Origin of the sequence: Nonomuraea sp. NBC_00507, from assembly GCF_036013525.1 — a bacterium.
Taxonomy (GTDB): Bacteria; Actinomycetota; Actinomycetes; order Streptosporangiales; family Streptosporangiaceae; genus Nonomuraea.
Window position 1 is genome coordinate 5,132,161 of sequence record NZ_CP107853.1, and the last position, 12,478, is coordinate 5,144,638.

8 protein-coding genes are annotated in these 12,478 nt (G+C 70.2%); 4 read left to right on the forward strand and 4 right to left on the reverse strand.

Annotated features, from left to right (window positions below):
• Positions 1 to 156: 156 nt before the first annotated feature.
• On the reverse strand, positions 157 to 1,695 hold the full coding sequence (locus OHA25_RS25050; protein ID WP_327589941.1) for an aldehyde dehydrogenase family protein: 1,539 nt from the start codon (positions 1,693 to 1,695) through the stop codon (positions 157 to 159).
• Between the two features lie 65 nt (positions 1,696 to 1,760).
• On the opposite strand from OHA25_RS25050, the gene OHA25_RS25055 reads away from it, so the two are divergent.
• On the forward strand, positions 1,761 to 2,618 hold the full coding sequence (locus OHA25_RS25055) for an IclR family transcriptional regulator (protein ID WP_327589942.1): 858 nt from the start codon (positions 1,761 to 1,763) through the stop codon (positions 2,616 to 2,618).
• Positions 2,619 to 2,868: 250 nt separating this feature from the next.
• On the forward strand, positions 2,869 to 4,332 hold the full coding sequence (locus tag OHA25_RS25060; RefSeq protein WP_327589943.1) for a benzaldehyde dehydrogenase: 1,464 nt from the start codon (positions 2,869 to 2,871) through the stop codon (positions 4,330 to 4,332).
• A gap of 40 nt (positions 4,333 to 4,372) precedes the next feature.
• Here OHA25_RS25060 and OHA25_RS25065 read toward each other — a convergent pair whose 3' ends face one another.
• The 3 genes from OHA25_RS25065 to OHA25_RS25075 form a co-directional block, all read right to left on the reverse strand.
• Positions 4,373 to 4,939, reverse strand: a complete 567-nt coding sequence (locus OHA25_RS25065) for a GNAT family N-acetyltransferase (RefSeq protein WP_327589944.1) — start codon at positions 4,937 to 4,939, stop codon at positions 4,373 to 4,375.
• A gap of 748 nt (positions 4,940 to 5,687) precedes the next feature.
• Entirely contained in the window at positions 5,688 to 6,479 is a 792-nt protein-coding gene (locus OHA25_RS25070; RefSeq protein ID WP_327589945.1) for a hypothetical protein, read from the reverse strand.
• Between the two features lie 23 nt (positions 6,480 to 6,502).
• Positions 6,503 to 7,024, reverse strand: a complete 522-nt coding sequence (locus OHA25_RS25075) for a SigE family RNA polymerase sigma factor (RefSeq protein ID WP_327589946.1) — start codon at positions 7,022 to 7,024, stop codon at positions 6,503 to 6,505.
• A 316-nt stretch (positions 7,025 to 7,340) separates the two neighbouring features.
• On the opposite strand from OHA25_RS25075, the gene OHA25_RS25080 reads away from it, so the two are divergent.
• Both OHA25_RS25080 and OHA25_RS25085 read left to right on the forward strand, forming a co-directional pair.
• Positions 7,341 to 11,243, forward strand: a complete 3,903-nt coding sequence (locus OHA25_RS25080; protein WP_327589947.1) for a metallophosphoesterase — start codon at positions 7,341 to 7,343, stop codon at positions 11,241 to 11,243.
• A 70-nt stretch (positions 11,244 to 11,313) separates the two neighbouring features.
• On the forward strand, positions 11,314 to 12,435 hold the full coding sequence (locus OHA25_RS25085) for a HupE/UreJ family protein (RefSeq protein ID WP_327589948.1): 1,122 nt from the start codon (positions 11,314 to 11,316) through the stop codon (positions 12,433 to 12,435).
• Positions 12,436 to 12,478 lie beyond the last annotated feature (43 nt).

The following is a 12,478-nucleotide window of genomic DNA, read 5'->3' on the forward strand; positions in this document are numbered from 1 at the left end:
GCCGATTTCCCGCATGACAAACGCCTTCATCATCCTCGTCCCCCCGTTGACGAACCCCCGTCGTCACCGCAGGCAGCGGCCCCCAGCCGTCCGGCGATGACAGCGATAGCCCTCTTACCCCGTGAGGCGCATCCGGTAACCGCCGTTGCTCCTGGATCAGAAGGGGAAGGTGCGATCCTGGTCGCGGACGGTGATCCACTGGAGTTCGCAGAACTCCTCGGCCGCGAAGCCCAGCCCGAACCGACCCCAGCCGCTGTCCTTGACGCCGCCGAACGGCATGTGCGGCTCGTCGTTGACGGGCTGGTCGTTGACGTGCACGATGCCGACGTCGAGGGCGGAGGCCAGGCGTAGGCCGCGGCGGCCGTCGCCGGTGATGATCGAGGCGGCCAGGCCGAAGTCGGAGTCGTTGGCGCGGGCGACGGCCTCCTCCGCGGAGTCGACCGTCTCCAGCACCACCACAGGCCCGAACGTCTCGCCCTGCGCGATCTCGGCCTCGTCCGGAACGTCGGTGAGCACGGTGGCCGGGTAGCACGGCGGTGCGGGGACGCCGCCGGCCAGGACGCGGGCACCGAGACCGACCGCCTCCTTGACGCGGCGGTCGAGAAGGGCCAGGGCCCACTCATTGATCACCGGGCCCACCACGGTCGCCGGGTCGGCCGGGTCGCCCGTCGGCAGCGCCGCGACCCTGGCCGCGAACCGCTCGGCGAACTCCTCGGCCAGCGGCCGTTCGACGTAGATGCGCCTGGCGCACATGCACACCTGCCCCTGGTGCACGAACGCGCCGTAGGTCGCGGCGTTGACCGCGTACTCGAGGTCGGCGTCGCCCGCCACGATGAGCGGGTTCTGCCCGCTGAGCTGGAGCACCACGCGCTTCAGGTGCCGGCCGGCCTTCTCCGCGAGCCGCCTGCCGGTCGGCGTCGAGCCGGTGAAGTTGATCCGCTTGACGAGAGGGCTGGCGAGCAGCGCGTCGGCGACGGCGCCGGCCTCACCGGGGGCGTGGGTGACGACGTTGAACGCCCCGGCGGGCAGTCCTGCCTCCTGGAGGATCTCTGCCCAGAGCGCCCCTCCCGTGTACGGGGACTCCTCCGACGGTTTCAGCACCACGGTGTTGCCGAGCGCGAGCGGCCCGATGCTCGCCCGGCCGGCAAGGGCGAGCGAGGCGTTCCACGGCGCGATGGCCGCGACCACCCCCACCGGGCGGCGCACGGCCATCGCCTGGGTGCCGGGGGTGTCGGAGGGCAGCAGCTCCCCGGCCGGGCGGTAGGCCAGGTGGGCGGCCTGGCGGAGCAGCTTGAGCACGAACTCGAGCTGCACGCCGCCGAACTGGCGGCCGCAGCCGGTCTCCGCGGCCAAGGCGGCGAGCACCTCGCCGCGGCGGCCCTCCAGCAGGTCGGCCGCCCGCAGCAAGATCCGCTGCCGCTCCACGGGCAGCGTCCGGGCCCAGCCGCCGAATGCCTCGTGCGCGGCGGCGACCGCGCGTTCCGCGTCCTCGCCGTCCCCGGCGGCGACCTCCCCGAGGACCTCTCCTGACCAGGGCGAAAGGTTCGGGTAGGTGCGTCCGGAGCCGGGCTCGACCCAGTCGCCCCCGATAAAGTGCCCGATGCGCGGCCTGGGCAGGCCGCTCCCGTCACGCTCCGCTCCCGCCATGGAGCCCCCGATCTGCTTGCTGGGCGTTGTCCGGCCAGAAGCGTTCATGTGATGGGGACTGGCCGTCAACATCGTTCGAATACTTAGAACGATAGGGCCGTATTCTGACGCTCGTGACCGATGACGCCTCCCCACGCCCGCGCCGAGCCCCGGGAGCTCCGGGCCGTACGACGGCCGACTCCTCCGCCGCCTTCTCGGTGTCCCTGGAACGCGGGCTGCGCATCCTGTCCGCCTTCAGCGGGGACCGCTCCGTGCTGGGGATCGCCGACCTCGCGCGGGCCGTCGGGCTCAACAAGAGCACGACCTACCGGTACGTCGCCACGCTGACCAAGCTGGAGTACATCCGGCAGGACCCGGAGACGAAGAAATACTTCCTGGGCCCGCGGGTGGTGGACCTCGGGTTCGCGGCCATCGACTCCATGGAGCTCACCAAGGTCGCCGGCCCCCTGCTCCAGGCCCTGGCCGACGAGACGGGCTGCACCGCCAGCCTGGGGCTGTGCGACGGGCCGGACGTGGTCTACGTGGATCGCAGGCGCAGCAGCCGGCGCAGCTCCCTGGCCATGGACCTCAACCTGCACGTGGGCTCCCGGCTGCCGGCCTACTGCACGTCGATGGGCAAGGTGCTGCTGGCGTACAAGGATCCGGAGGCGCTCAGGCAGATCCTCGACCGCACCGACATGGCCCGCCGCGGGCCCAAGACGATCACCAACAGGGAGCAGCTGATCGCCGCCCTCGCCAAGGTGCGCCAGAGCGCCGTCGCGGTCAACGACGAGGAGCTCGCCCCGGGGCTGAGGTCCTTCGCGGCGCCGGTGCGGGACCGCTCCGGCGAGGTCGTCGCCGCGGTCAACATCGCCGTGCATCTCACCGTCGCCCCGACCACCGTCGACGCGCTGGCCGCCCGCCTCGAACCGGCGCTCCGGCGCACCGCCGCCGAGATCTCCCGGCGCCTCGGCCACCGTCCCCAGCCGTAGCCGGCGTTTCAAAGAGACAAATCGCGTTCGAGTCTCCGGAACAGAGTGTTGCTCTGGTGTTAACGGGACCGTACGGTCGGCTCACCTTTCGCCACCCGAGGTCCGTGCGGCTCCCCGGCCACTGTTCCTTCCTGAGTGCGGCCGCTCTGATGAGAACGGTGAGCGCCTGCGGCGGACTGCAGCAGCTGCTCGCCGATTAGGGCTCCTGGTACCTCGTCGTACGGACGAAATAGAGAAAGAGGGACCACCTGTGGGACTGCTCGACAGCATCGACTGGCAAGGGAAGATCTTCAAGAGCGGCACGTGGACGGCCGGCTACGGCGGTGACTACGCGGTGGCCGAGCCCGCCACCGGCGGCGAGCTCGGCCGGATGGGCCTGGCGACCTCCCAAGACGTCGCCGAGGCCGCCGTGAGCGCCGCCGAGGCGCAGAAGCACTGGGCCGCGCTGCCGCACACCGCCCGCGCGGCCGTCCTGCGCAAGGCCGGCGACCTGTGGCAGCAGCACGCCGAGGAGATCAGCGGCTGGAACGTCCGCGAGGTCGGCACGGTCCCGGGCATGGCCGGGTTCGCCCTGCACGTGGCGGCCGAAGAGTGCTACGAGGCGGCCTCGCTGCCCGGCCGGGCGATCGGCGAGCTCCTGCCGTCGGAGCAGCCGCGGCTGTCCCTGGCCCGCCGCATACCGGCCGGGGTGGTGGCGGTGATCTCGCCGTTCAACGTGCCGATCATCCTCGGCATCCGGTCGGTCGCCCCGGCGCTCGCGCTCGGCAACGCCGTCATCCTCAAGCCCGACCCGCGCACCGCGGTCACCGGCGGCACGCTGATGGCGCGCGTGTTCGAGGAGGCCGGGCTGCCGCCGGGCGTGCTGCAGATGGTGCCCGGCGGCGCGGACGTGGGCGAGGCGCTGATCACCGACCCGCACGTGCGGGTCATCTCCTTCACCGGCTCCACCCCGGTGGGCCGCCGCATCGGCGAGCTCGCCGGGAAGCACCTCAAGCGCGCCCACCTGGAGCTCGGCGGCAACTCCGCGCTGCTGGTGCTGGACGACGCCGACGTGGACGCGGCGGTGAACCTGGCCGCCTGGGGCTCGTTCTTCCACCAGGGTCAGATCTGCATGACCACCGGCCGTCACCTGGTCGCCGACCGCCTCTACGACGACTTCGTCGAGCGGCTCGCCGCCAAGGCCGACGCGCTCCCGGTCGGTGACCCGGCCACCGGCCAGGTGGCGCTCGGCCCGGTGATCGACGCCGGCCAGCGCGACAAGATCCACCATCTGGTGACCGCGAGCGTCGGCCAGGGCGCGAGGCAGGCCGCCGGCGGGACGTACGAGCGGCTCTTCTACCGGCCGACGGTGCTGGCCGACGTCCCGCTGACCGCGCCCGCGTTCGCCGAGGAGGTCTTCGGCCCCGTCGCGCCGGTCACCCGCGTCTCCTCGGCCGAGGAAGCCGCCAAGCTGGCCGCGACCAGCGAGTACGGCCTGTCGCTCGGCATCGTGACCCGTGACGTGATGCGCGGCCTGGCCGTCGCCGAGCAGATCCCGACCGGGATCGTGCACATCAACGACCAGACCGTCAACGACGAGGCCAACGCCCCGTTCGGCGGCGTGCGCGCCTCCGGCACCGGCTCCCGCTTCGGCGGGGCGGCGGCCAACATCGAGGCGTTCACCGAGACCCGCTGGATCACCATGCGGGGGGAGCCGCCGCAGTACCCGTTCTGACGGAGCCGGTGCGGCACGGCGTTGTAGTGGCGGCCCGGCTTTACCGGGAAGAGGTGCCCCGGGCCGCTTGCCACTCCGGTGCGAGCACCGACCAGACCTCCATGTCGTACCGCTTCCCCCGAAGCAGGTGGCTCTCGCGGAGCACACCGTCCTTCGTCATCCCGAGTCGCCTGGCCACGGCGATGCTGGCCGCGTTCTCCGCCGCGACCTGCCACTCCACGCGATGGATGCCCCGCTCTTCGACGGCCCAATCGATGATCACGCGCACGGCCCTGGTGACGAGACCCTTGCCCACCGCCGACGGCTCCAGCCAGCAGCCCGCTTCGGCGGTTCCGTGCTGGACGTCCATCGTCCGGAAGAGGACTCCGCCGACCAGCTTGCCGTCCGTCCAGATGCCGTAGATCCGCCCCAGGTCGGCCGCCGCCTTGTCCGCGTACGACTGGAGGAACGAGCGGCTCGACGCCAGGTCCGAGACGACCTCCGGCAGCCGGACGTATCGCCCGATGAACTCCCGTCCCCGGTCGATGTGGGCGAGAAACTCCTCGGCCTGCCACGGCTCGAGCGGGCGCAACTCGGCGCCGTCATCGCCCAGTGATATTGCGTACATCGTCCCCATCCCTGCAGAAATCAGGCACATTGCGCAGGGATCTTCTCATAGACCGCATCAGTGGCACCGAAGCCGTCAAATCCGTCTCTCTTGCCCATCGATATGTGCCATGCATATAGCGTGGTAGATGCGTAACGTGTGCGCGATGCATCCCTGGCCGGATGGTGCACGCTACAGGAGTGCGTACACACTGCTCAGCCGCCTGGAGATCGACGGCCCGATGTCGTATCTGGCGGAGCGATGAGTCCCGCCGGCCGCTGGGCACGCCTGGTAAGGGGCGCAGTCTACGGAGCGGTCGCCGGATCTACCGGCACTTCCGGACGACACGGGTGTCGTGTCGCGCCTGGGCCGGCAGCTCGAAACGGTAGCCGGCGTGGCTGGTGCCGTCGGTGAAGCGGGCGCGGCCGTCGTAGACCTCGCCGTCGAGCTGGGACCCTCCGCCTTCGGGAGCCAGGGCGCTTCGGCAGGCGTGCCGGGGGTGAACTCCACGGTGTCGCCGAGCACGGTGACCATCACCTGTTCACCGGCCGGGCCCTGGTCGGAGGTGGCGGCGAGCCGGATCGTGTGGCTGCCCGGGCCCGTCGTCGCCGGCGCGGTCACCTGGAACGCCACGGCCTGCGACGTGCTCGGCACGATGGCCCGAAGTCGCTGGCTGCCGGGCTGGACGGTCCGGTCCCTGTCAAGGCGGCGGGAAATGCCTGTGGCGCGGGCCGGAGGATGGCCCGCGCCACAGACGAGGGGGTGCTGGTCAGGAAGTCGGCTTACCGAGCTTGTCGGCGGGCGCCTGCCGCACCTGGTCGGCGGGTGGGGCGGTGACCGAGACTGGAGTGCCGAAGTCGCTGAAGTCCGTCACGGTCGGGCCGGCCGTGTCCTTGAAGGCGACCTCCAGGTGCCGGACCCGGCCCTGGTCGTCCACGTCCACGACTCCAGTGGCCCTTGCCGACGCGCCGGCTTTGAGATCGGTGCCGCCCGAGGCCTCCAGCGAGAACGTGAACCGCGTACCGGTCCAGCCCTGACCCGATGCGGGGCCGCTCTCGCTGACATCGGTGGCCGTACGGAGCCGCTGGAGTGCCGCCTGAGGGTCCAGCGGGGCGAGCTTGACCAGGGCGACGGCCGGCGGTGCCTGCTCCAACTCGGCATCGCTGCGCGGAGAGACCGTCCACTTGGCGTCGCCGCTGTCCTTGACGTAGATCAGGTCGCCGACGATGCGGGTCTCCGTCCCGTCGTTCCTCGTGATGACACCCACCCGCTGGACGGGGTCGAAGGCGCCGTCGAACTCCCGCACGCCGGCCGTGGTGTGAATGCGGTAGCTCTCCTGGCTGGTGTTCTCCACAGCGGCGACCACCTGGGCCTGAGCCGTGGACGGGGTCGCGGGAAGGACGACCGCGACCAGGGCCACCGCGGCGGCGGCGCCCAGCGCGGCGATGGGGACCAGGAGCCTGGGCAGGCGGCGTCTCGGCAGCGCCGGCATCAGGTCGATGCCCGCCGGCCGGTCCTCGGTCGCCTTGATGAGCAGCGTGCGGATTTCGTGCTCGTTCATGGACGGCTCCTCGTGTTGGCGTCTCACCGGATCCCACTCCCTTCCTCCTCGGTTCGGTTGACCGGCGTGCCGGGGGAGATCAGCCGCCGCATCGCCTGCAGGCCGCGGTGCGTGTGGGTCTTGACCGTCCCCGCCGAGCAGCCCATCAGGTCGGCGACCTCCGCCTCCGGCAGGTCCTCGAAGAAGCGCAGCACCAAGGCTGTCCGCTGCCTGGCCGGCAACGTCGCGAGCGCGTTCCGCACGTCCTCCGCCACGGCCCGGGCGTCCCCCACGTCACCGGGACCGGGCAGGTCGGGCAGCTCGGCGCGCGGGATCTCGCGGCGCCATCGTGCGCGCCACCAGGACCGGTACGTGTTGACCAGGATCCGGCGCAGGTAGGCGTCGGGATCGCTGCTGGTGTCCAGCCGGTGCCACACCCGATACAGCTTGCTCAGGGAGGCCTGCACCAGATCTTCGGCCGTGTGCCAATCTCCGGTGAGCAGGACCGCTGTTTTGAGGTGGTGGTCCCCCCGGTGCCGCACGAAGTCCACGAATTCCGCGTCCACGCGCTCTCCTCTCCTTCATGGGGCCACCTCCTGACACTCCCTGAGCTTCGTCCTGGGTTGACCGGGAACCAATGGAGATTTCCGGGTTGCCGCGTGCAGTGCCCGGTTGTTCCCGTCCTGTGACGGATGACCAGAATGAGTTGATCGTTCCTCGTCCCTTCAGCCTCTGGACGCACACCGTTCACTCGTGCACTCGAGGGTGTCCGCCCGGAGGGCAAGCCGCCCGACGACAAGCCACTTGGCACGTCAATAGAAGGGACCGCACCCGATGCAGCAAGAGTTACTGGGTGCCTTACGGAGGCGAGGACGTCTCGGTATGGCCGCCGTGGTCGCGGTGCTGCTGGCGAGCAGCCTCGTGACGGCGGCGTACGCCGACCCGGGGGAGCAGGATCGGGGACGGCCCACCCCGACGCCGACCAGCTCCCCGAGCCCCCCGACGCTCACTCCCGCCGGCGGTTCCTACCTGGAGGGCACGGTGAAGGTCGCGGCGGTGCCGGCCGCGGCCGGTGACAGCGTCGCCAAGCTCGACATCGACGGCACCGCGCTCAACGCCACCCGGACCTTCGGCGTCTCCAAGCTCAGCTTCGACGTCGGCTCGAACTCGACCTCGGGGCTGTACCACAACTACGTGCTCGTCAACGGCGCGTACCGGAGCGACATCGGCGACCACGTCAACGAGCGGGCGACCATCGAGATCCCGAACGAGCACCTCGTCAAGGGCGAGAACACCGTCGAGATCGTCGTCGGCGCCATCTCGTCCTCGTGCGGCCTCAACTACGACGACTTCGTGCTGTTCGATGTCGGCCTCGAACTGCTCGGCGAGGTCGCGGACGGCGAGGAGAACCCCTACTCCCTCGCCTTCGGCGACGGCGATTGCGGCACGAACACCTCGCTGCTGAAGCGCGCCACGCTCAAGTTCTTCGTCCTGGGAGACCCGCAGGGCACCACGGGTCTGGCCGCGGACGTGGACACCACGACGCTGGCCAACGGCGAGCACGCCATCACCGCCACGACCGCGGCAGGGGTGACGGTCAAGAACACCGTGACCGTGAACAACGCCCCCGCCGGCGCGCCGCGACTGCTGCCCACGGACGGCACGCTCGTGGCCGGCACCAAGCCGGTCTTCGCGAACGTCCCGGCCGCCGGCGAGGGCGGCGTCAAGTCCCTCACCGTCGATGGCAAGGAACCCGCCACGAAGGCCACCCTGGGCAACGGCGCCGCGATGCTCGCCTTCGACGTCGGCGCGGACTCGATCGATGACAGGCACGACAACTTCCTGCTCGTCAACGGCAAGCGCATCGACCTGGGCGGCTCCTGGGCGAGCCGGCGCGTGACCGTCGCGGTCCCGGCCCGGTTCCTGGCGCCCGGCGACAACACGATCAAGGTCGTCACCGGGGACTATCGGCAGGCGTGCGGCAATGACCGCGACGACTTCGCGATCTCGAACCTCGCGCTCACCCTCGACGGCGCCACCGTGGCCGGCCAGGACATCAAGCCGGCGTACGAGATGGGCGACGGCGCCTGCGGCAGCAGCCAGACCGCGCTGCGCGAGGCAGAGTTGCGCTACACGATCGACGCCCCCGCGGTGCACATCGTCGAAACGCTCGGCTCGGGCAACGCCACCCTCAGCTTCAACGTGGGTGCCAACGCGATCGAGGCCCGCTATCAGAACTTCGTGCTCGTCAACGGCCAGAAGATCGTGCTCGACGGCGACTTCCTGAGCCGGCGCGTCGACTTCACGATCCCGAACGAGTACCTCGTGCCCGGCTGGAACACGATCGATTTCGTGACCGGCACGTTTCCGACGTCCTGCGGCAACAACCGCGACGACTTCACGATCTCGAACATCGTCCTCACCCCGGCGCAGGGCACGGCGGCCGGCCAGATGCTCAAGACCTCGTACGGCATGGGCGACGGTAACTGCGGAGACAACGTCAACCCGCTGAGGGAGATCGACCTCGAGTTCCTCGTGACCGCGCCGGCCCGTGGCCTGCGCGCGGACCTCGACACCACCAAGCTCGAGGACGGCAAGCACACCATCGCCGCGGTGTCGACCACCGGGGAAACCGCCACCCGGCTCCTGATCAGCGACAACTCGGCCCCGAAGATCGCCCAGAGCGTCCCGGCGGCGGACGAGAAGATCACCGCCACGGTCGTGCTGGACGTCAAGCTGGAGGACGCCAACGGCGTCGTGTCCGGGCCGGACGTCAAGCTCGACGGCCAGCCGATCGCGCTGGGCGCCAAGGTGGGGCCGGGCCTGCGGGCCGGCAAGCACACGCTCGCCGTGACCGGCGCCGACGGCCTCGGCAACACCGCGACCCGCGAGATCGTGTTCGAGTCCGCGGGCATCCCGGACGTTCCCGCCGACTTGTCCCCGGCGTTGGGCGCCGTCGACGTGTCGGACCCCGTCAAGCTGTCGGCGAAGGTGGCCGAACCCGACGGCGGCCAGGTGACGGCGACGTTCTCCGAGGCCAAGATCCTGACCCCGAACCAGGTGTTCCAGGGCACGGCCCAGTCCGTCCCCACGACCCTGCGGGTCCCCGGCGAGAAGCAGGTCAAGGGCGACGGGCTCGAGCCCGCCGACGGCAGGACCCTCGACGCGCCCGCCGGGCAGGACCTCACCTACCAGCGGTACGACATCCAGGTGAAGGGCCACGTGGACTCCCCGGTCCTGCGCTGGGAAGGCGCCATCGACCCCGAGCGCCTGGCGTCGTTGCGGGTGTGGAACACGAAGAGCAAGGCATGGGACCTGCTGACCAGCGCCCGCGGCGCGGCCGAGGGCAAGACCGTGCTCAGCGCCGTCGTCGACGCGGACTACATCGACAGGCAGCAGGTCCACGTCATGGTGACGGGAGAGGACCCGTTCGCCGACGACATCGAGCCCGGTGACCCGAACGGCTTCGCCGACCCCGCCACGTACGACTTCTCGATCGCGCACTTCACCGACACGCAGTACATCTCCGAGGGCGCGGTCGAGCAGGAGAGCGCCGAGGAGCGCGCGGTGTGGGAGTCCGCGTACGCCGGCATCGTCAACTGGATCAAGGACAACAAGGACCAGCGCAAGATCTCGTACGTCGCGCACACCGGCGACATCATCGAGAACAACATCCGCAAGCCCGCCGACGAGGCCATGCAGCGGCAGGTGACCGGCGAGTTCGAGGTGTCCTCGAGGCAGCAGCGGGTGCTGGACGACGCGAAAATCCCGAACGGTGTGGTCGCCGGCAACCACGACAACCAGTCGGGCACCGAGAACGGGCCGGAGGCCATCTACAACACGTACTACGGCCCCAACCGGTACCAGGACGCCTCGCAGGGCTGGCAGCACGCCGAGTACGGCGGGCCGTGGAAGGAAGGCGACAACCAGAACCACTACGACCTGTTCTCCGCCGGTGGCCTGGACTTCGTCGTGGTCGGCCTGTCGTACGGGGTGACGAGGGAGGAGGCCGAATGGGCCGACTCCATCTTCAAGAAGTTCGCCGGCCGCAACGGCATCCTGCTCTCACACGACTACATCGTGCCGAGCAGCAACCCCGACGGACGCGGCGCCGGGTTCTCCGCGCCCGACGGCTCGGTCTTGTACAAGACGGTGGTCGAGAAGAACCCGAACGTCTTCCTCATCCTCGCCGGGCACGAGCACGGCGTGGGGACCAACGTGAAGCCGAAGGTCGGCCAGGTCGGCAACGGCGTGGTCGAGCTGCTGGCGGACTACCAGTTCTACACGGTGTCGGCCGACCGTCTCGGGCTCACCGAGATCGGCGGCTACAAGCCGGACGACCAGCTGCAGTTCGGCGCGAGCTTCTTGCGGCTGCTGCAGTTCAACGTCGAGCGGGCGGAGGTGAGCGTGGACACCTACTCTCCGCTGCTCAACGACTTCGGCGCCACCGAGTTCGACCCGAGGCGCCGCTACAACGGCCTCGAGGACAACATGGTGCTGCCGGTCGACCTCACCTCCCGCACGACGACCTTCCAGACCGACTCCCTGGCGCTCTACGAGCCCACCCGGATCATCGGCAAGAGCACGGTCGCGTCGGGCCAGGTCGCCTCGGTGACCTGGGACCGTCTCAAGGACAACACGGCCTACGCCTGGTTCGTCACGGCACGCTCCACCGGCGGCGGCGTGACCGCCTCCGAGCCGAGCGTCTTCGTCACGAAGGACGAGCATGGCCGCCCCGGCACGTGGGGGCCTGACTCGCCGATGTACGGCTGGTTCAAGCGCTGACCCATCGCCGCCGTCCCGGACGCCGAGTCCGGGGCGGCGGCCCTGATCCCCGAATCTGGAGAAACGAGACATGCCCTGCTGGCGCCGGCTGTCCGCCGTGGTGCTCGCCGTCATCGCAGGCGTCCTGGTGCTCCCCGCTCCCGCGGCGGCGCACGAGGCGACCACGAAGGCCCACGCCGAGGTGACCGGCACGGGCGCGAACGTCAAGGTCGTGCTCGACCTCGAGTACGACCTGCTCATGAAGTCGGCCTGGCTCTACGCCGAGGCCTACGAGGCGAAGGAGCGGACCGAGCAACTTCGCCAGCTCGCGATCAATCGCGACGCCGTGACCGAGTACGTCACGGAGCGCTTCGCCGTGACGTACGACGACAAGGCCTGCACGCCCACGATGGCCGGCGACGCGGACGTGCGCCTGCGCGGCAAGGCGGCCTTCGCGGTGCTGACCTTCTCCTACGCCTGTGGCGGCGAGGGCGGGGGAGTGCACGCGATCTCGAGCGCGCTGTTCCCCGACGCCGAGACCTTCGTCCACAGCACCGAGACGATCGTCCGCTACGACCTCGACGGGGAGAAGGGCTCCGCGGTCCTGGTCGCCACGAGCCCCACGGTGCGGGTCGGCGAGCATGACATGTGGCAGCAGGCCGGGGAGTTCTTCCTGCTCGGCGCCGAGCACCTGGTGTTCGGCCTCGACCACATCCTCTTCCTGCTCGCCCTGCTCATCGGCGCGCGCGGTCTCCGCGACGTCGTCATCACGGTCTCCGCCTTCACGGCCGCCCACAGCATCACGTTCCTGCTGGCGGCGATGGGAGTCGTGGACGTGCCCGGTGAGATCGTCGAGCCGGTCATCGCGGTGTCGATCATCGTCGTGGCGCTCGCCAACCTCCTGGGCCGCGAGGCGGATCGGCTGGGCAGATGGCGGCTGCCGGTCGTCTTCGCCTTCGGCCTGATGCACGGGCTGGGCTTCGCGGGCGCGCTGGACATCGACCAGAGCGGGTCCTGGGAGCTGCTTCTGTCGCTCCTGAGCTTCAACGTCGGCATCGAGGTGGCGCAGCTCGCGATCATCGCGGTGCTCTTCCCGCTGCTGGCGCTGCTGCGCCGGACGCCGGTGGCCCGCTGGGCCGTGGTCGTGATGTCGGTCCCGATCGTGGCGGTCAGCCTGTACTGGTTCTTCGACCGGATTCCGCTGCCGCTCTGACTCACCTCGCCACTCACGCTCCGCTGACCCGGCCTGGGAGCCC